Annotated in this window: 18 protein-coding genes; 5 read left to right on the top strand and 13 right to left on the bottom strand. The window is 66.9% G+C overall.

The features are described from left to right. Positions 1–11 precede the first annotated feature (11 nt). Positions 12–950, bottom strand: a complete 939-nt coding sequence (rocF, locus tag A9973_RS07780; protein WP_183013214.1) for an arginase — start codon at positions 948–950, stop codon at positions 12–14. Positions 951–972: 22 nt separating this feature from the next. Further along, entirely contained in the window at positions 973–2,208 is a 1,236-nt protein-coding gene (gene rocD, locus A9973_RS07775; protein ID WP_183013213.1) for an ornithine--oxo-acid transaminase, read from the bottom strand. Between the two features lie 167 nt (positions 2,209–2,375). Here rocD and A9973_RS07770 point away from each other — a divergent pair, with 167 nt between their 5' ends. Further along, positions 2,376–3,197, top strand: a complete 822-nt coding sequence (locus A9973_RS07770; RefSeq protein WP_183013212.1) for a MetQ/NlpA family ABC transporter substrate-binding protein — start codon at positions 2,376–2,378, stop codon at positions 3,195–3,197. Between the two features lie 14 nt (positions 3,198–3,211). Here the strand turns inward: A9973_RS07770 and A9973_RS07765 are convergent, their stop codons facing one another. After that, positions 3,212–4,408, bottom strand: coding sequence for an MFS transporter (locus A9973_RS07765; RefSeq protein WP_183013211.1), 1,197 nt, complete (start codon positions 4,406–4,408; stop codon positions 3,212–3,214). Between the two features lie 92 nt (positions 4,409–4,500). Between A9973_RS07765 and A9973_RS07760 the strand changes: the two genes are divergently transcribed. Continuing rightward, the gene (locus tag A9973_RS07760) at positions 4,501–4,971 is read left to right on the top strand and encodes an Lrp/AsnC family transcriptional regulator (protein ID WP_183013210.1); all 471 of its coding nucleotides are present in this window, start codon (positions 4,501–4,503) and stop codon (positions 4,969–4,971) included. An 11-nt stretch (positions 4,972–4,982) separates the two neighbouring features. On the opposite strand, the gene A9973_RS07755 is transcribed toward A9973_RS07760, so the two are convergent. The 8 genes from A9973_RS07755 to A9973_RS07720 form a co-directional block, all read right to left on the bottom strand. Next, positions 4,983–6,155: a metallophosphoesterase gene (locus tag A9973_RS07755; protein ID WP_183013209.1), complete on the bottom strand. Its 1,173-nt coding sequence runs from the start codon at positions 6,153–6,155 to the stop codon at positions 4,983–4,985. Positions 6,156–6,252: 97 nt separating this feature from the next. Next, positions 6,253–7,479 carry an alpha-hydroxy acid oxidase gene (locus A9973_RS07750; protein WP_183013208.1) on the bottom strand — a complete coding sequence of 409 codons (1,227 nt, stop codon included), beginning with the start codon at positions 7,477–7,479 and terminating at the stop codon, positions 6,253–6,255. A gap of 134 nt (positions 7,480–7,613) precedes the next feature. After that, the gene (gene asd / locus A9973_RS07745; protein ID WP_183013207.1) at positions 7,614–8,483 is read right to left on the bottom strand and encodes an archaetidylserine decarboxylase; all 870 of its coding nucleotides are present in this window, start codon (positions 8,481–8,483) and stop codon (positions 7,614–7,616) included. A 109-nt stretch (positions 8,484–8,592) separates the two neighbouring features. Beyond that, positions 8,593–10,224, bottom strand: coding sequence for an ATP-binding cassette domain-containing protein (locus tag A9973_RS07740; protein WP_183013206.1), 1,632 nt, complete (start codon positions 10,222–10,224; stop codon positions 8,593–8,595). Between the two features lie 285 nt (positions 10,225–10,509). Next, positions 10,510–11,379, bottom strand: coding sequence for a CoA ester lyase (locus A9973_RS07735; RefSeq protein ID WP_183013205.1), 870 nt, complete (start codon positions 11,377–11,379; stop codon positions 10,510–10,512). A gap of 10 nt (positions 11,380–11,389) precedes the next feature. Beyond that, the gene (locus A9973_RS07730; RefSeq protein ID WP_183013204.1) at positions 11,390–12,109 is read right to left on the bottom strand and encodes a response regulator transcription factor; all 720 of its coding nucleotides are present in this window, start codon (positions 12,107–12,109) and stop codon (positions 11,390–11,392) included. A 339-nt stretch (positions 12,110–12,448) separates the two neighbouring features. Continuing rightward, positions 12,449–12,943: a hypothetical protein gene (locus A9973_RS07725; RefSeq protein WP_183013203.1), complete on the bottom strand. Its 495-nt coding sequence runs from the start codon at positions 12,941–12,943 to the stop codon at positions 12,449–12,451. A gap of 116 nt (positions 12,944–13,059) precedes the next feature. After that, positions 13,060–13,659: a GNAT family N-acetyltransferase gene (locus A9973_RS07720; protein WP_183013202.1), complete on the bottom strand. Its 600-nt coding sequence runs from the start codon at positions 13,657–13,659 to the stop codon at positions 13,060–13,062. 90 nt (positions 13,660–13,749) lie between these two features. On the opposite strand from A9973_RS07720, the gene A9973_RS07715 reads away from it, so the two are divergent. Continuing rightward, positions 13,750–14,988 (top strand): FAD-binding oxidoreductase, encoded by a 1,239-nt coding sequence (locus A9973_RS07715; protein WP_183013201.1) that lies wholly within the window; start codon positions 13,750–13,752, stop codon positions 14,986–14,988. A 9-nt stretch (positions 14,989–14,997) separates the two neighbouring features. Here A9973_RS07715 and A9973_RS07710 read toward each other — a convergent pair whose 3' ends face one another. Further along, positions 14,998–16,125 (bottom strand): 3-deoxy-7-phosphoheptulonate synthase, encoded by a 1,128-nt coding sequence (locus tag A9973_RS07710; protein WP_220805413.1) that lies wholly within the window; start codon positions 16,123–16,125, stop codon positions 14,998–15,000. A 283-nt stretch (positions 16,126–16,408) separates the two neighbouring features. Here A9973_RS07710 and A9973_RS07705 point away from each other — a divergent pair, with 283 nt between their 5' ends. Beyond that, the gene (locus A9973_RS07705) at positions 16,409–17,629 is read left to right on the top strand and encodes an EAL domain-containing protein (protein ID WP_183013200.1); all 1,221 of its coding nucleotides are present in this window, start codon (positions 16,409–16,411) and stop codon (positions 17,627–17,629) included. Positions 17,630–17,770: 141 nt separating this feature from the next. After that, positions 17,771–19,081: a ferric reductase-like transmembrane domain-containing protein gene (locus tag A9973_RS07700; protein WP_183013199.1), complete on the top strand. Its 1,311-nt coding sequence runs from the start codon at positions 17,771–17,773 to the stop codon at positions 19,079–19,081. Between the two features lie 7 nt (positions 19,082–19,088). Here A9973_RS07700 and A9973_RS07695 read toward each other — a convergent pair. After that, positions 19,089–19,857 (bottom strand): DUF4139 domain-containing protein (locus A9973_RS07695; RefSeq protein WP_183013198.1); only part of this gene is annotated, 769 nt, incomplete at its 5' end.

Below are 19,857 nucleotides of genomic sequence, written 5' to 3'. Positions count from 1 at the left end.
TGGGCCCAGGATCAACTGCCGCGGCGCATCAGCGTGGACTTGCCGAACAGGCTTTCGATCAGGTCCACCGCCAGTTCCGCCGTCTTGTTGCGCACGTCGAAGGCCGGATTCAGTTCGACCACGTCCAGCGAGCGCATCAGGCCGGTGTCGGCGATCATCTCCATGCACAACTGCGCCTCGCGGTAAGTCGGGCCGCCCGGCACGGTCGTGCCCACGCCGGGCGCGATCTCGGGGTCCAGGAAATCCACGTCGAAGCTCACGTGCAGGTGGGTGTCGGCGTCCAGGCCGGCCAGCGCCGCTTCCATCGTGGCGCGCATGCCCATTTCATCCAGGTAGCGCATGTCGAACACTTCCAGGCCGGCCTCGTGGACCAGCCGCTTTTCGCCCTGGTCCACGCTGCGGATGCCGATCTGGCGCACCCAGCCCGGCTCGATGTCCGGGGTCTGGCCGGACATGCCCGTGATCTGTTCGGGACCATAGCCGCACAGGCAGGCAACGGGCATGCCGTGGACGTTGCCGGTGGGCGTCAGCGCATTCGTATTGAAATCGGCGTGCGCGTCCAGCCATAGCACCCGCAGCTTCTTGCCCGCTTCGCGGCAATGGCGCGCCACGGCGCTGATCGATCCGATGCCCAGGCAATGGTCGCCGCCCAGCAGGATGGGCAGCCGGCCCTGGGCCAGTTCAGCGTACACGGCATCGTGCACTGCGTGGTTCCATGCCGTGACCTCATCCAGATGACGGTAGCCGTCCACCGGTGGCAGCCACGGATTGGCCGGGCCGTACAGGTTGCCGCGGTCGGTCACCTGGAAGCCTTGCGCTTCGATGACGGGACCCAGGTCGGCCACGCGCAAGGCCTCCGGGCCCATGGACGCGCCGCGCGCGCCCGCGCCGATATCCGTGGGCGCGCCGATCAGGGTGATGTGGGTGGGCAAGGTGGCGGTGTTCTGCACGGGGGGGGCTCCGGTCGGGTCTTCAAGGGGCGGATAGTACCGCGGCAAGTTGATCGCATGCCCAATCGACTTGCTCGCGGGTGACGATCAGCGGCGGCGACAGGCGCAGCGTGTGGCCGTGGGTATCTTTGACCAGCATGCCGCGTGCCAGCAGGCGTTCGCTGAAGCGGCGCGCGCCGCCGGCGTCGGGTTCCAGCTCTACCGCCAGCATCAGGCCGCGTCCGCGCGCCTCGCGCACGGGGCCGGGCAGGGCGCGCAGGCGCTCAAGGAAATAAGCGCCGACGGCCGCCGCGTTGTCGATCATGCCTTCGTCGGTCAGCACCTGCAGCGCGGCACGGGCCACGGCGCAGGCCAGCGGATTGCCGCCGAAGGTGCTGCCGTGCTGGCCGGGCTGGAACACGCCCAGCACGTCGGCGTTGGACAGGACGGCGGACACCGGATAGAAGCCGCCCGACAACGCCTTGCCGATCAGCGTGACATCGGCTTCGATGCCTTCGTGCGCTTCGGCCAGCAGCTTGCCGGTGCGGCCCAGCCCGGTCTGGATCTCGTCAAGGATCAGCGTGATGCCGCGTTCGGTGCAGCGCTGGCGCACGCGGGTGAAGTAGCCGGCCGGCGGGATCACCACGCCGGCCTCGCCCTGGATGGGTTCCGCCAGGAAAGCGACGGTGTTGGGGGTGATGGCCGCATCGAAGGCGTCGAAGTCGCCGAACGGCACCACTTTGAAGCCGGGGGCGAAGGGGCCGTAGCTGCCGTAGGCGTCCGGGTCGGTGGAGAAGCCCACGATGCCCAGCGTGCGGCCATGGAAATTGTCGGCGCAGACGATGATCTCGGCCTGGTCCTGGGGGACGCCGCGGACTTCGTAGCCCCACTTGCGCACGGCCTTGATGGCGGTCTCCACGGCCTCTGCGCCGCTGTTCATCGGCAGGACCTTGTGCGCCCCGGTCAGCCGCGCCAGGTCTTCATAGAACGGCGCCATCTGGTCGTGGCGGAACGCGCGTGAGGTCAGCGTGAGTTTCCGGGCCTGCTCGATCATGGCGGCCAGGATGCGGGGGTGGCAGTGGCCTTGGTTGACCGCGGAATAGGCCGACAGGCAATCCAGATACTTGCGGCCATCAACGTCATAGACCCAGACCCCGCTGCCGCGGGCGATCACCACGTCCAGGGGGTGATAGTTGTGGGCGCCCAACTGGTCTTCGATCTGGTCGCGGCGGCGGGCGGCGGACCGCGCGCCGGGCAAGGTGGTCAGCACGGCGTTCATGAGGACCTCCGGAAAGGGACGGATTGCGACCATCTTAGCGCCTGTCCCGGTGTCCAGGCATTGCCATTGCGTGACAAAGGCCTTTCGGGAGGCGGCGCGTAAGGTGCTGCACAATATCGCCTGCGCCGGCGCGGGGCCGGTTTATTCAAGACCTCTGGATATTTTTCATGCTTCTCAAGCACCTGCTTTTCAAATTGACGCGCGGCGCGGCCGTCGCGGCCCTGGGCGTGGCGGCGTCGGCCTCCGCCATCGCGCAGGACAAGCCCTTGCGCATCGGCGTGATCCCCAGCGTGGCGAACGAAGCGACCGAGATTGCGATCGCGCAGGCGAAGAAAGAAGGTCTGGACGTCAAGCTGGTGGAATTCAACGACTGGGTGCTGCCCAACATCGCGGTGGCCGACGGTTCGGTCGACGCCAACTTCTTCCAGCACGAGCCTTTCCTGCAACTGTTCAATCAGCGGCGCGGCGCGAACCTCACGCCCATCGCCTTCGGTTACTCGACCACGATCGGCCTGTTTTCCAAGAAGCTGAAGAAGGGCGAGACGGTGCCGGACGGCGCCACGATCGCGGTGCCCAACGATCCGGTGAACACCGGCCGGGCCTTGTTGTTGCTGGAGTCGATCGGGCTGGTCAAGCTGAAGCCGGGCGTGGCGCATGAGGCCACGCTGGAAGACGTGGTGTCCAATCCCAAGAAGCTGAAATTCGTGCAGATCGAAGGGTCGCAGTCGGCGCGCACGTTCGACGATGTGACGGCGTCGGTGACCTACACCACCTTCGCCAAGCAGGCCGGGTTGAACGAGAAGGACGGTTTGGCGTTCGACAACACCGACCCCGCCAGCATCCGCCGCTACGCAATCCGCTGGGTGACGACGCCGGACAAGGCGCAGGATCCGCGCCTGCTGAAGTTCATCTCGATCTATCAGAACTCCCCGGAAGTCAAAAGTACGCTGAAGCGCCTGTACGGCGACCTGATCAGCTTTCCCTGGTAATCCCGCGCGGCTTGTCAGGCGGTGGCTTCGCCGCGAGCGGCGCGGCGGCCGTTCAAGCGCCAGTGCAGGCCGATGGCGGCCATGCCCACCGCCGCCGACGCGCATAGCCCCAGGGCGTCGAAGCCGGCATGGGTGTAGACCGTGCCGGCGATGGCCGTGCCCACACTGGCGCCCAGGTACGTGGTGCAGGTGTTAAGGCCCAGCACCGCGCCGCGTTCTTCGGGACGCGCGCGCGACAACAGCAGCACCAGCAGGTTCAAGCTCAATTGCGACGCGGCGCCCCAGAATACCGCGATGGCCAGCACGGCGGCCAAGGCATGCGCGGCGGGCAGCAATGCCAGATAGACCAGCGCGATCGCGCCCAGCGCCAACGGCAAGGCGCGGCGGGGGCCCAGCCGTTCTATCAGCGGCGCACCCAGGATGCCGGCCAGCAGGAAGCCGGCGCCATAAGCGAATGCGATGAAGCCGACCTGGCCCGCGGACAAGGCCAGCAAGGTGCGCACGTGGTCCGCCAGGAAGGCGTACACGCCATAAAAGGCCGACGAGAACGCCAGGCAGGCCAGCAGCAGGATCGGCACATCGCGGTAGGACAACGGCGCCAGCAAGCGCGACAGGCGCAGCGGTGCGGGGTTTTCCGCGCGGCGTTCCGGCAGCTTGCGCAAGCCCAGCAAGGCGACGGCGGCGCACAGGGCCAGGACGCCATATGTGGCGCGCCAACCCACCGCGTCCGAAATCAATGCCGATAGCGGCACGCCGGCCACCAGCGACACCGACCAGCCCGCGATGACGCGGCCCAGCGTGCGCGCTTCCTGGCCGGGCGGCGCGACTAACGACGCCGAACCGTAGGCCGCAGGCAGGATGATGCCGGCGGCGGCGCCAGCCAGCGCCTGCGCCAGGGTCAGCACGATCCAGTGCGGCGCGCTGGCGGACAGGATCAGGGCGGCGATCAGCGCCAGCATCGCGCCCAGCAGGGCGCGGCGGATGCCGATGCGGTCGATCCGCGCGGCCAGGAAGAATGCGCTGGCGGCCGTGGCCGCGCCATACGCGGAAATGGCGGTGCTGATGGTCAGCGCCGACGTCGAAAACGTGCGCGCGACATCGCTCAGGATAGGGCTGAGCGCCAAGCCATTGGAGCCGACGACGCTGACGGCGAACATCAATGCGGGGACGGATGAGGGCGTGCGGGTGATGCGATTGCTACGATTCTGCATGCCGGCAATTTTATTGGAATAAAATAAGGGTTAACGCTGATATTTCCTTATTTCATAAAAGTTCGAATGCCGTAAGGCAGAACCTGATTCCGATGCCAGACCTGGACGACCGCGACCGAAAACTATTAACGCTGCTGGCGGACGACGCCACGCCCAGCTATGCCGAATTGGGCAAGATGCTGAACCTTTCCGCGCCCGCAGTGCATGAACGGGTCAAGCGCCTGAAGCGCGACGGCCTGATCAAGGGCATCGCCGCCAAGCTGGACGGCGCCCGGATCGGCCGGCCGCTGCTGGCCTTTATCCATGTGGACACCAACAACTGGAGCATCACCCAACAGGTGCTGGGGCTGGCGGAACTGACCGAAGTGGAAGAGATCCACACCATCACCGGCAAAAGCGCCATGCTTCTGAAGGTGCGGGTGCGCGACACCCAGGCGCTGGAGCTGCTGCTGGCGCGCATCCACAAGATCGACGGCATCACCAACACCACCAGCGACATCGCGCTGACGAGTTACCTGGAGCGCGGGCCGCTGCCGGACACCACGCCGGAGGCGGCGTCGTAAATCGCTAGCGGCTAGTCGCTCTTCGGCGCGGTGCGCAGGCGCAACCGCGTGATCTCCGACGGGGCGCCCAACCGCTTTGGCGGGCCCCAATATCCCGTCCCGCGGCTGGTGTACACCCACATCTTGCCCAGCCGGTGCAGGCCCGCGGTGAATGGCTGCTGGAATCGCACGAAGAAGCCCCACGGAAAGAACTGCCCGCCATGCGTGTGGCCAGACAGCTGCAAGTGGTAGCCCAGCGGTTCGGCGGCGGCGGCGCTGCGGGGCTGGTGCGCCAGCAGGATCCTGGCGCAGGCGTCGGCGGGCGCGCCCGCCAGCGCGGCCTTGGGGTTGCTGCGCTGCTGCGGGTCGAACGCGCCCGCGCTGTAGTCCGTCACGCCAGCCACGACCACGGGCAGTCCCGACGGGTGGATCACGGCGTGCTCGTTCATCAGCACGCGCAGCCCCAAGCGGCGAAATTCCGCCACCCAGGGCGCGGCGCCCGAATAATATTCATGGTTTCCCGTGACCAGATAGACGCCGTAAGGTGCGCGCAACGTGCCCAGCGGGCTGGCTTGCGCCGCCAGATGCTCGACGCTGCCGTCGACCACGTCGCCCGTGACGGCGATTACGTCGGGCAGCAAGTCGTTCACGGCATCGACGATGGCCTGCACGTAGTGCTTCTTGATGGTGGGCCCGACGTGGATGTCGCTGATCTGCACGATGGTGAAACCGTCCAGCTCTTGCGGCAGGCCGGGGATCGGCACGTCCACATCGACCACACGGGCCCGCCTGCGCGCGTTGTAGAACCCGATCAGCGTCCCGGCCGCCGCCAGGGCGGCCACGGCCCAGGCGCTGGTGCTGCGCAACCGGATCCAGGGCAAGTCGGCACCCGTCGCCAGATCGGCAAGCCAGGCCAGCAGCAGCACCGCGTCGCGGATCGCGGTCAGCACGAACAACGACGAAAACAGACCCATGGCGATCAGGCCGACCCACGCGATGCGGTCACCCCAGGGCGGATGCACGGACGAACGCCCCAGCATCCCCAGGGGGATCAGGATGCACGACAGGATCAGGGCGAGGGTGGCGGCGGCCGCGCCGGCGTTGCCGAGCTGCGCGTCTGGAATCAGCCTGGCGCCGACATAGACGTGGGCCAGGGCGCCGAGGGTCAGGAAACGCAGGAAAAACGAGGATTGGCGTAGGGACACGGCGGGTACGGGCGCGCGCCGCTTTCTGGCCGGCGCGCAGGTGGCGAAGGAATCGCCATTCTATGCCGGGCGACGCCCCGGTTCGCCCCAGTTTTCGTTACGCCCCGCGCGCGCCGTCCCGCCATAGCAGACTGGCGTCCATCTCCTGAACGCTACTGATGCCCAGCATCGCCATGTTGCGGTCGACCTCGGCCCGCAGCAGGCTGATGGCGTGCGCGACGCCGGCCTGTCCGCCGACGGCGGCGGCATAGTTGAACGGCCGCCCCACAAAGACGAAGCGGGCGCCCAAGGCCAGTGCCTTGAGCACGTCGCCGCCGCGGCGCACGCCGCTGTCCATCATCACCGTCATGTCGCCGGCGGCAGCTACCACGCCGGGCAAGGCGCGCAGCGGCGAGATCGCGCCGTCCAGCTGGCGCCCGCCATGGTTGGACACGATGACGCCGTCAGCCCCATGTTGCCGGGCCAGCGCCGCGTCCTGCGGATGCAGGATGCCTTTGATGATCAGAGGGCCGGGCCATTGCTTGCGGATGCGCGCCACGTGCTCCCAGCTAAGGTGGTCGCGGGCCGTGAAGTCCCGCAGCACCGAGGCGGACACGATGGGCGCGCCGCGCGTCGCGAAGGAGTTCTCGAAGTGCGGCATGCCGTGCGCCAGCAGCGTGCGCAGGAAGGTGCCTGCCAGCCAGCGAGGCCGCGTCAGGCCGTCCCAGGCCAGGCGCAGGCCGGGTTTGAGCGGGGTCGAAAAGCCGGTGCGCACGTTGTTCTCGCGGTTGGCCGAGACGGGGATGTCCACGGTCAGCACCAGGGTTTCATAGCCCGCCCGGCGGGCTCGCTTGACCAGTGCGTCGATCTTCGCGGGGTCGCCAGGCAGATAGGCCTGGAACCAGGTGCCGGGCGCTTCTTGGATGACGTCTTCCAGCGGGATGAGCGAGGTGCCGCTCAGGATGGCCGGAATGTTCTGTTCGCGCGCGGCTCGCGCCAGCACGACGTCGCCGCGGTATGCCGACAATGCGCTGATGCCCATCGGGGCGATACCGAACGGCGATGCGTAGCGGCGCCCGAACAGTTCTGTCTGCTGCGTGCGGCGGGACACGTCGACCAGCACGCGCGGCGTGAACGCATACTGGCTGAATGCCTGCCGGTTGTCGCGCAGGGAGTGGTTGTCTTCGGCGGCGCCGGCGACATAGCCGAAGATCGGCCGCGGCAGGCGACGCCGCGCCGCGGCTTCGAAGTCGTCCAGGGACAGCAGGCGCGCAAGCGCGCGGGGCAGGGGCTGGTTAGTGGCGGCGCCATCGGGCGCGGCGGCGGGCAGGGCGGTGGTTGTCATGGCGGGCCGGTAAAAGCCCGTAATCTAGCAACGCCGCTTTATCGCATAAAGCGAATAAATCATGAAAAGCAGTTTCGCTTAAAGCGAAATTGAACGCGCGGCGGCCACCACTGGCGCACCGCGGCCGGGTTGCGTCAGGCGCGGGACGGCAAGGCCAGCAGTTCGCCCATGCGAACGGGGCCCAATACCGAGGGGGTGTCGGCCCAGCGGACCTTGTCCGGTCCGAACAGCACGATGGCGGTGGAGCCGAGCTTGAAGCGGCCCATCTCGGCGCCTTTCTCAAGATGGATCGGCGCCCGCGCCACGTCGTCGTAGCGCACGGATTTGACGCGGCGCTTGTACGGCGTGACCAGTCCGGCCCAGACCGTTTCGATGGATGCGACGATCATCGCGCCCACCAGGATGAGGGCCATCGGGCCGTGCTCGGTATCGAACAGACAGACGACGCGTTCGTTGCGCGCGAACAGGCGCGGCACGTTGCGGGCGGTCAGCGGGTTCACCGAGAACAGGCGGCCGGGCACGTGGACCATTTCGCGCAGCGTGCCGGCAACCGGCATGTGCACGCGGTGATAGTCCTTCGGCGACAGATAGATGGTGGCGAATTCGCCGCCCTGGAAGGGCGCGGCGCGTTCGGTGTCGCCGCCCAGCAGGTCGACCAGGCCGTAGTTGTGACCCTTGGCCTGGAAGATGCGGCCCTGTTCGATGGCGCCCATCTGACTGATGGCGCCGTCCGCCGGGCACAGTACCGAGCCGGGTTCGTCGTCCAGCGGACGCGCATCGTCTTTAAGGGCGCGCGTGAAGAAGTCATTGAAGCACTCGAAGGCCAGCGGGTCTTCTTGCACGGCCTCGCTCATGTCCACGCCATATTTGCGGACGAAGCGCGAGATCATCCAATTCTTGACCGCGGGTTCCCGGCAGTCTGAGGCGTATCCGAAAAAGCGCGACACCAGGTGGTGGGGCGCAAGATACTGGCTGGCGAGGAATACTTGGTCTTTGATCGTCATCTACGAGCGCTGAAAAAACGCGTCCCGCAGACAGCGGGACGTGGTTGAAGGTTGCCCGCACAAGTCCGGAAAATGACGGGTGCGGGCAATTCGCGGGATTGTAACGCGATCAGGCCGCTTTGGCGGCCAATTTGGTCTTGTAGAGCCAGTCTTTGTAGTCGTCCAGGTCGCCGTCGAAGGGGCTGACGGCTCCGTCGGCCACGATGATGAATTCGTCGGTGGTCGCGCGCAGCAGGTGGCGGTCGTGCGATACCAGCATCAGCGTGCCTTCGAACTGCGCCAGCGCCGTGGTCAGCGCTTCACGCGTTTCCAGGTCCAGGTGGTTCGTGGGCTCGTCCAGCAGCAGCAGGTTGGGGCGCTGCCAGACGATCAGCGCCAACGCCAGCCGGGCCTTTTCGCCGCCAGAGAACGGGGCGATGGAGCTGGTGGCCATGTTGCCGTTGAAGTTGAAGCTGCCCAGGAAGTTGCGCAGTTCCTGCTCGCGCACGGTGGGCGCGATCTTCAGCATGTGCCACAGCGGCGATTCGTCGTGGCGCAGCATCTCGACCTGGTGCTGGGCGAAGTAGCCGATCGACAGGCCCTTATTGAATTGCGTGTCGCCCGCCAACGATTCGAGGTCGCCCGCGATGGTCTTGATGAAGGTGGACTTGCCGGCGCCGTTGATGCCCAGCAGGCCGATGCGCTGGCCGGCTTGCAACGAGAAATTGATGCCCGACACGATGATCTTGTCGGACACGGCTTGGGTGTCGTCGTCTTCGACGCGATAGCCGGCGCTGACCTTGTCCATCGTCAGCAGCGGGTTTGGCGCGCGCAGCGGTTCGCGGAATTCGAACGAGAACTCCGCGGCCGCGCGCAGCGGCGCCATTTCTTCCATGCGGGCCAGCGCCTTGATGCGGCTTTGCGCCTGGCGCGCCTTGCTGGCCTGGGCCTTGAAGCGGTCGATGAAGGACTGCAGGTGCGAGCGTTGGCGCATCTGTTTTTCCATCATGCCCTGGGCCAGCTCCAGCTGCGCGGCACGCTGGCGCTCGAAGGACGAATAGTTGCCCGAATAGCGCTTGAGCTTGCGTTCGTCGATGTGGACGATGACGTTGACCACGCCGTCCAGGAAGTCGCGGTCGTGCGAGATCACGATGAGCGTGCCCGGGTAGCGCTTGAGCCAATCCTCCAGCCAGATGATCGCGTCCAGGTCCAAGTGGTTGGTGGGCTCGTCCAGCAGCAGCAGGTCGGACGGGCACATCAGCGCTTGCGCCAGATTCAGGCGCATGCGCCAGCCGCCGGAGAAGCTCGTCAGCGGCAGGTGCATCTGAGCTTGCGTGAAGCCCAGGCCGGTCAGCAACTGTTCGGCGCGCGAGTGCACCGTGTAGGCGTCGGCGTCGGCAAGCGCGGCGTAGATGTCGCCCATGCGCAGACCGTTTTCGGCGCTTTCCGGTTCGGCTTCCAGCGCGGCGAGTTCCGCTTCCAGCTTGCGCAGGGTGACGTCGCCGTCGATCGCGTATTCGATGGCCGGGCGGTCCAGCGCGGGGGTCTCCTGCGCGACATAGGCCATGCGCCAGCTGGAGGGGTAGTCCAGGTCGCCCTGGTCGGCGTGCAGTGTGCCGCGCAGCAGGCCGAACAGGCTCGACTTGCCGGCGCCGTTGGCGCCGATCAGGCCGATCTTGTCGCCCGGGTTCAGCAGCAGGTCGACCTTGTCGAGCAAGGGCTTGACGCCGCGCATGAGTGAAACTTGTTGGAAGCGGATCATGAATCGTGTGGCTGGGGGTGGCGCGGCAGGCGCGCGGCAAGGCTCCCGCCACAAGGCGCGGCGCAAAAAAGGGAACCGGGGCGGGATCGCGCGCGAAGCTGGCGAACTGATGGATGCAGTCGGGCGCGAAGGGCGAATCAGGCGGGCGGCCGATGAAGGCCGCCGTCCCGTCGTGGGCGTTATTGTACCGGGCCGCGCGCATTGGCGCAGGGAACCACGCAAAACGGCCCGGACGAACCGGTCATTTCTACCGGAAACCATCCGGAAAGCAGGGGGGACGCCGGGCTATCCGCCCGCGATCGCCGCAGCCAGCGCCAGCAGGCGCTCGGCTTCCTGCGCGTGCAGGTTTTCCACCAGCGCGCCGTCGACCACTGCCACGCCCTGGCCTGCCGCTTGCGCGGCGCGCCAGGCGTCCAGGCGCTTGCGGGCGCTGGCCAATTCCGCTGCATCGGGGGCGAACGCGTCGTTCGCGGCGGCGATCTGCCTGGGGTGGATCAGTGTCTTGCCATCGAAACCCTGGTCGCGCCCCTGGCGGCAGGCCGCGGCCAGGCCCGCATCGTCCTGCAGGTCCAGATGGACGCCATCCAATACGGCCAGGCCGTGCGCCCGCGCGGCCATCACGGCAAGCGAGCGCGCCAGCAGCGTCTCTTCGCGCGCGGGCGTGTGGCGGGCGTGCAGGTCCTTGACCAGGTCGGAGGTGCCCACCACGATGGCGGCCAGCCGCGGATGGCCGCCCGCGATCGCATCCAGGCGCAGGAATCCCAGCGGGGTTTCCGCCATCGCCCACAACGGCAGGTCGGGCGGCGCGCCAGCGGCGTCCAGCGCCTGCGCCAGCGCAGCCAATTGGTCGACCGCCTGCACTTTGGGCAACAGCACGGCATCGGCGCCGGCTTTCGCGATGGCGCTGATGTCGTCGTGGCCCCAAGGCGTATCCAGCGCATTGATGCGCACGATGCATTCGCGCCGGCCATAGCCGCCCTCGCGCAGGGCGCGGGCGACTTGCTCGCGGGCTTGCGCCTTGGCGTCGGGCGCGACGGCGTCCTCAAGGTCCAGGATCAGCGCGTCGGCGTCCAGGCTGCGTGCTTTGTCCAGCGCGCGCGCATTGGCGCCGGGCATGTAGAGGACCGAGCGGCGAGGGCGGATAGGGTGCGTCATAAGAGGCCTGTCAGGGCTTGAGGTTGCCGACGATCTGCACCGGCGTGGTGCAGACGTAGCCTACGCCATACACGGTGCGGATGCCCATGTCGCCGCCGGCCTGGGCCCGCAGCTTGCGGCGCAGCCGGTGCATGTGGGCGTCCAGCCGATGGGTGTCGTAGGCATCGGTGCTGGCGCCCAGCGCTTCGACCAGCCGGCCGCGCGACAAGGGCAGCGGCGCGGCCTGAATCAATGCGCCGATCAGCCGGCTCTCGGTATCGGTGATGTCGACGCAGACCCGGGCGGGCGACAGCAGCGTCCGGCGCGCGGGGTCGAAACGCCAGGCGTCGGACTGCGGGTCGTCGCCCGCCGGGGGCGGCACGACGCGCAACCGCCGCGACAGCGACACGAGCGTCGCGCCCAGCTCGGCCAGGTTGACGGGTTTGGTCAGGTAGTGGTCGGCGCCCAGGCTCAGGCCGGACACCTTGTCTTCGCTGAGCAGCCGCCCCGTCAGCATGATGATGCCCATCGACGGATAGGTCGTGCGCAGGTGCGACACGCGGGTCAGCGCGTCGCCGTCGGGCAGCATGGCGTCCAGCACCAGGATGCCGGGCGTCACCGTCAGCAGCAGTTGATCCAGCTCGGCCAGCGAACCTGCCGTGAGGATGGCTTTGTCCAGGGCAAGATCCTGGATGTACTCGGCGATGGTGTCGCGCCAGTCTCCGTGGTCGTCGACGATGATGATCGTCACGGCGCGGTACACCCCCGCGCTTGCATGCGAGGCGCTCCAAGGGCAAGCACGTTTTTCGCTCTTGTCATGTGCTACGGCTTCTTATCTGGGGGAGTCCGATGCTCGCGGGCGCACGGTCGGACGGGGCGTGATACGTTTTGTATCGTTGGCGCTTGCGAGAATATCATCATCCCCGATTGCGGCGGCGCGGCAACATCGGGGGATGGCATCCGCCAGCGAAAGAAATCGGGGTTGATCAAAAAATGACCAGCCCGTGCGCCATCGCCCGAACGGCCGCATGCCGTGCCTCGGGGCGCGTCTTATCCACAGAAATTGTGGATAAGACCCGTCCGGCTGGCGCTATCCGATTGATGTAGGCAGGTACTCCACAGGCACGCCTTGCGGCACCTTGCGCATGCGGTCGCGTTCGATGCGCGCCGACGAGAACCGGGTCTTGCGGGCCGCGGCGTTTTGCAACAGCACCGACAGCACCGCGCCCTTGTCCTGGATCCATTGCGTTTTGCCGCGCAGCAGTTTCATGGCGTTCTCGACGGTGCCCAGCCGGTACGACATGGCGTTGATCTGCACCGATGTCTTGCCGTTGAAGGCCGCCGGTTCCTGCTCGGTGATGGCGGCGGCGTCCAGGTTGCTGCTTTCGTGGTCGACCCGGTAGATGAACTTCAGGCCGCTGTGCGGATCTTGCACCACGACAAGCTTGTCCGAGCCCGACACATCGGACAGCATGCCGATGACAAGCGATTCGACCAGCTGGTTGCCCCGCTGTTCTTCCGTGTAGATGAAAATGCTGGGGCGCGCCTGGGAGATCGCGATCGGGACGAGAGGAGAGGGGTCCATACCTGATTTGAAAAGGGCGGCGAAGGCAAAAGCGCCGTCGGCCCGCCAGTCGTGCGGTAACGGGCCCGGTTCTTGCGAACGCGGGGCCGGCTGCGAAAAGAGCGTAACGCGCGATGCTATTGCGGGCGGCGCATGCGCGCCAGCAGGCGCGCTTTAACCGACGGCCAGTCCTCGTCGAGGATGGCGTAATAGACCATGTCGCGGGTGCGTCCCGACTGCGCGATCAGGTGCTTGCGGAACACACCTTCTTCGACGCCGCCGATACGAAGAATGGCTTGCCGCGATTGCGTATTGCCCAGCTCCGTTTTGAAGACGACGCGTATGATACCAATTGTTTCAAAGGCGTGCTGCAACAACAGAAATTTCGCTTCGGTATTCGCGCCGGAGCGCTGGACCGCGGGCGTCAGCCACGTCGCGCCGATTTCCAGCCGATGGTGGGCCAGCGCGAGATCCATATAGCGCGTGGCGCCGATGATCTGCCCGGAGCGTTGCTGCACGATGACAAACGGCAGACAGGCGCCTTCGCGTTGGCCGGCCAGTGCGCGGTCGACGTAGCGGCGCATGTCTTGCGCCGTCGCCACGGGTTCGGGCTGCAGGCGCCACAGTTCGGGATGCAGGCCGATGCGGGCCAGGGCGTCGGCGTGGCCGATGGCAAGGGGTTCCAGGCGCACGACGTCGCCTTGGAGTGTGACGGGCTGCAGCAAGGGAAGAGGCATGTCGAAGTTCCGGGGTCGGCGATGGACAGCGTTGGATTCTACGCGTGCGCATGCTTGCCGAACACGGGCGCCTGGCGCAGAATCCGGCGCATGAAAACAGACGTTGTGGTTCTTGGGGCGGGCATCGTCGGGGTCTGCACGGCGCTGCATCTGGTGGCGCGCGGCCGTTCCGTCACGTTGCTGGACCGGCGCGGTCCGGGCGAGGAGACCAGCTACGGCAATGCCGGCCTGATCGAACGCGCCAGCGTCATCCCCTATGCCTTTCCGCGCGATTGGCGCAGCCTGTGGCGTTATGCGCGGAACAATACGCCGGACGTCAGCTACCATCCGCGCTTCCTGCCGCGCGTGGCGCCCTGGCTGCTGCGCTACTGGTGGCATTCCTCGCCCGCGCGGCTGGCCCGTGCGGCGGATGCGATGCTGCCGCTGATCGAGCGCAGCGTGGCGGAGCACGATGCTTTGAAGGACGATGCGCAGCTTTCGCACCTGTTCCGGCGCAACGGCTGGATCGACGGCGTGCGCACCGAGGCGGGCCTGGCGCGCGCCATCGCCGAGGCCGATGCGTTGGCGTCCTATGGGCTGAACTACCGTGTGCTGGACCGGCAGGCGCTGTCGGCGCTGGAACCGTCGCTGTCGGCGCGGATGGTGGGGGCGGTGCACTGGCTGGATCCGGTCAACGTGTCGGATCCCGGCGCCGTGACGCGGGGCTATGCCGCCTTGTTCCAGCAGCGCGGCGGGCACCTGGCGCGCGGCGACGCGCGCAGCCTGAAAGCGGCGCCGGGCAAGGGCTGGCAGGTCCAAGGCGACGATGGGGTGATCGAGGCCCGCGACGTAGTCGTGGCGTTGGGGCCCTGGTCGCCCGACGTTTTGCGTCCGCTGGGCTATCGCATCCCGATGGCGGTCAAGCGGGGCTACCACCAGCACTTCGCGCTGGAAGACGGGGCGGCCTTGTCGCACCCGGTAGCGGATATCGAAAGCGGATTCGTCGTAACGCCGATGACGCTGGGCGTGCGGCTGACGACCGGCGCGGAGTTCGCCGCGCGCGATGCGCCGCCGTCGCCGATTCAGATCCAGCGCACGCGGGTGTTGGCGGGGCAGTTGCTGCCGCTGGGCGCCGCGGTCGAGCACGAACCGTGGATGGGTTGCCGGCCGTGCATGCCTGACATGCGCCCGGTGATCGGGCCAGCGCCCCGGCATGCCGGGTTATGGATGGCGTTCGGCCATGCGCACCACGGCTTCACGCTGGGCCCGGTGACGGGCAAGCTGCTGGCCAGCCTGATCACGGGGCAGGCGCCGGAGTTCGATCCGGCGCCTTATGGCTTGCGCCGTTGACGCGCAGGCTCAGGCCGACGCCTTTTCTCGGCGCTTGCGCACGGCGAGCGCCAGGGTGTCCAGCACCGGTTCCGTCTGGGACCAGCCCAGGCAGGCGTCGGTGATGGACACGCCGTGGCGCAGCGGTTGGCCGGGCTTCAAGTCCTGGCGGCCTTCTTCAAGATGGCTTTCGATCATGACGCCAGTGATGCGCGCATCGCCTTGGGCGAGTTGCGCGGCGATGTCGTTGGCCACGTCGATCTGGCGCAGGTGGGATTTGTTGGAGTTGGCGTGCGAGCAGTCGATCATGACCTGCTCACGCTGGCCCGCGGCGCGCAGGGCGGCGCAACAGGCGTCCACGCTGGCGGCGTCGTAATTGGGGCCTTGCTTGCCGCCGCGCAGGATCACATGGGTGTCCTGGTTGCCGCGGGTCTCGAAAATGGCGGCCATGCCCATCTTGGTCATGCCCATGAAGGCGTGCTTGGCGCTGGCGGCCACCATGGCGTCCGCCGCGATCTGCACGCCGCCGTCGGTGCCGTTCTTGAAGCCCAGCGGGCAGCTCAGACCCGAGCTCAGTTGGCGGTGGCTGGGGCTTTCGGTGGTGCGCGCGCCGATGGCGCCCCAGGCGATCAGGTCGGCGATGTATTGCGGGCTGAGCAAGTCCAGGAACTCGGTGGCGATCGGCAGGCCCAGGCCGCTGATGTCCAGCAGCAGTTCGCGGGCGCGGCGCAAGCCTTCGTTGATGCGGAAGCTGCCGTCCAGGCGCGGGTCGTTGATGTAGCCCTTCCAGCCGACAGTGGTGCGGGGCTTTTCAAAGTAGACGCGCATGACGATCAGCAGGTCGTTCTTGTGCTGGTCCACGGCGGCGCGCAACTGGCGGGCGTATTCCATCGCCTGGCCATGATCGTGGATGGAGCAGGGGCCGACCACGATCAGCAGGCGGTCGTCGCGGCCATGCAGGACGTCGGCGATCTGGGCGCGGCTGTCTTCGACCAGCGTCTGGATGGCGGGGGAAACGGGCAGTTCGTCCTGGAGCAGCGCGGGCGAAATCAGCGGACGCACGGCGCTGATGCGCGTGTCGTCGGTGCGTGTGTTGTCCTGGGTCGAGTCGGCCGTGCCGACCTCGCGGTCGTGCTGGGGGTCGTCAATGCGGGTCAAGGGATGCTCCGTGCCGTAGATGCGTAAAGACAGCCATTATCGCACCGGTGGCGGGCAGGTGCGCCGGGCGATGGCGTCCGTCTGGGCGAGGCCGGGCGTTGCGGCCGGGTAACGGGCCGAGCCTATCGGCGGAAGACTTTCTCAAACCTACGCCTATCGGCAAGGAAATGGCACTAACCCGTTGCCGATGACGACAGATCCCCTTCAGATGCCGTAGGATTGAGTCCAGGGATTTCAAGCGGCCGCCTGCAAAGGCCCGCCCTATAAGCTAGGACGGAACGTAATGCCTAAAACCGACGCCGGAGCCGCTCGACGAATTCTTCTGGTCGAAGACCATCCAGTCGAGCGCGCCTACTTGCAGAACATGCTGCTGGCGTTGGGATATCGCCGAGTCGCGGGCGTGGGAAGCAGCACCGAGGCCGTCAGCGCGCTGGGGCGCCAATTCTATGACCTGGTGATCAGCGACATCGTCATGGGCGACGGCGACGGCACCCATTTGCCCAACGAGCTGCGGCGCCTGGTCGATGTCGGCCGGGTGAAAGCCATGCCGCCCATCATCTGGATCAGCAGCCTGAGCGACGAGCTGCTGCAATCGCACGTGCGGCTGGCGCTGCAGGCGGGCTGCCCGTCGGCGCAGGCCTTGTCCAAGCCCGTATCCCGCACGTCGATGCAGCAGGCGATCAAGACCGCGCTTTTGTCCGCCGAAGACGTGTCCTCGCCCCGCCAGCAGTCCGTCCGGCGCGATGTGATCGAGGCTGAACTGGGGCGTGCGCTGATCACCGGCGTGGGCATGAGCGTCGTGCTGCAACCGCAGATGAGCCTGGTGACGGGCGAAGTGTTGGCGGCCGAAGCGCTGTCGCGTTGGGACCATCCCGAACTGGGGCCGATTTCCGCCGCCGACTTCGTGCCGGCCGCGCATCGATTGGGCATGGACCGGATGCTGTTCCTGCGGGTGCTGGATCGCGTCATCGAAGTCTTGCAGCGCATGCATGCCGAGGACATCGCGGTGCCGGTCGCCATCAATGCGTCATCGTCCACGCTATGTTCGCGGGATCTGCCCTCGCTGCTGGAAAAGCGGGTGGCGCAGGCGGGGTTGCCGGCCCGGCTGGTGAAGATCGAATTGACCGAAGACGAGCCCGTCAACGACTGGCTGGCGCTGTCGTCGGTGCTGAACCTGTTGCGGGTGCGGGGCTTTGAACTGGCGATGGACGATTTCGGCGCGGGCATCGCGTCGATGCGGCTGTTTTCAGCCATGCCGTTCACCGAACTGAAGATCGACCGCGACTTCATCGTGCATATGCACCGGGAAGCGGCGTCGCGCGCGGTGGTGGCCGCGGCCATCGAGATGGGCCGCGTGCTGGGGCGGCGCGTGGTGGCCGAGGGCGTCGAGCAAGACCGCGACGTGCAGTTGCTGCGCGAGCTGGGCTGCGACGTCGCGCAGGGCTACGGGCTATCCCTGCCGCTGGATGCCGACGCGTTCGTCGATTTCTGCCGCCTGCACTGAAGCGGAAGGCGGGTCGACGGTTCACGCGCAAGCCTGGCGACATTGATGGGGATCAATGTAGGGGTGCGACGCACCGGATTCACTGCCCGCACGGGGCTACCATGGTGGCCTTGTTCGGACGTTCCCTGGAGGGATGAATCGATGCGACGCACGCTTGGCGCCGTCCTGGTGCTGTCCTTGTTGGCCTGGGCCGGTACGGTCTGGACCTATCCGCCGACCGGGCTCACCATCTGGACCGTACGCGAGCAGCTCATTCTGTTGACGGGCCTGGGCGCTTACACGTTGATGGCGCTGATCATGCTGCTGGCCGTACGCCCGCAATGGATCGAGTCCCGGATGGGGGGCCTGGACAAGATGTACCGCTTGCACAAATGGAGCGGCATCCTGGCGACAGCGCTTGCCGCAGCGCATTATCTGATCAAAATAGGCAAGCCGCTGCTGCTTGCGGTGTTCGACCCCGTAGCCAAGGCGCCGCGCTCGGCCGCTTGGCTTGACGTGTTCCGCGGTTCCGCCAAGGACATCGGGGAATGGGCGGTCTGGATCCTGGTGGTCGTGGTGGCGCTTACGCTATGGCGACGGTTTCCCTATCATCTGTGGCGCCAGGTCCACCGCATCGCCGCCGTCGTGTTTCTGGTGGCCGCGTTTCATGGCGTAGTGTTGACGCCCGCCGCGTGGTGGCTGCAACCCGCGGGATGGCTCGTGGCGGCGGCGACGGCCGTGGGGAGTGCCTGTGCGGTTCTGGCGTTGACGGGAAATATCGGCCGCGCCCGGCGGCACAGGGGCACGGTGCTGTCCATCGATCCTTTGTCCGGCGATGTCCTGTCGCTCGTCTGCAGTGTCCAGGGCGATTGGCGCCATCGCGCCGGCCAGTTCGCCTTTCTGACGGCCGACCGCCGCGAAGGCGCGCACCCCTTTACGGTATCGGGCGCAGACGACGGCACGGGGCGCGTCAGGTTTTCGATCAAAGCCCTGGGCGATTACACACGGCGCCTGCAAACCAGCCTGAAGGTGGGGCAGGCGGTGACGGTAGAGGGGCCTTATGGCTGCTTCGACTTCCAACAGGACGATGGCTGCCCGCAAATCTGGGTGGCCGCGGGCATCGGCGTGACGCCATTCATCGCCTGGCTGGAATCGTTGCGCAGCAAGCCCGACTGCGCGCCCCGGGCGACGCTGTACTACTGCGCGCGCAATAAGGCCGATGCGCCTTTCGCTCAAATGCTGGAAACGCTATGCGCACAGATTCCGCGGGTGACGCTGCATACGAGGTTCAGCGATACGCAGCGGCCGTTGACTGCGGCGGACTTGCTGGCTGAACATGTGCGCGGGGCTCCCTGGCCCCAAGTCTGGTTTTGCGGACCGACCCGGTTTGCCGACGCATTGAAGCAGGGGCTGCACCGGCGCGGCATGCCGGTGCGCCAGCACTTCCACCAGGAAATATTCCAAATGCGCTAGGCGCGGTTCAGATGCCGGACACGTCGACGTCGCCCGGATAGTCGACCGAGAACTTCAGCACCGTTTCGCGCGATTTGCCGGGCTCAAGCTCCCATTCCCAGGCCAGCTTGCCGTCTTCTTCGCGCTTGACGTCGCGGTCGGCGGGCGACAGCAGCTTGACCACGATCTTCTCGTTGCGCGAGACCGGCAGGCGATCCTTGAACACGATCTGCTCCTTGGTGGCCTTGTTGTTCTTGACCGTGATCTTGTATTCATAGGTCACGCGCTTTCCGCTGCCCGAAAAGCCCGTGCCTTCGGTAAAGCGGTTTACCAGTTGGCGTTTGACGGAAATGCCGTCGTCCGCGCCCATCGCCAATTCGACCTTTTCGCCGGGCATGACGGCCTTGATGCGGCTGGACGCCACGAAAGCGTCGTCCAGGAAGGTGTTCAGCGGGCCGGCCAGGAACGGGAAGTCCGTGTTGTTGCTGGCCAGCGCGGTCAGGAAGGCGGCTTCGCGCAGCGCAGGCGTGGACTGGTATTGCAGCGTGGCCGGCAGCTTGGCGGTGGCGATGGCCACGCGCTGCGATGAATTGTCCGATGCCACGGTGGCCGGATTCTTGATCTGGAACGACGCGCTGGTGGCGTCGGTCTGCATCTGTGCGGTCGACACTTCCATGGCTTCGGCCACCGGCTCGGCCATGGCGGCGTCGGCATAGGCCTGGTTCGCCTGCGAGGGGCGCGAGCGCTTCATCGACATCTCGCCGGCGATCGGCGCCGGGGCGGCCACGGGGCGGGGC

Origin of the sequence: Achromobacter sp. UMC46 (assembly GCF_014170335.1) — a bacterium.
Lineage (GTDB): Bacteria > Pseudomonadota > Gammaproteobacteria > Burkholderiales > Burkholderiaceae_B > Achromobacter.
Note: the sequence above shows the minus strand (reverse complement) of the source record. Positions and strands in the feature narration are given on the sequence as shown.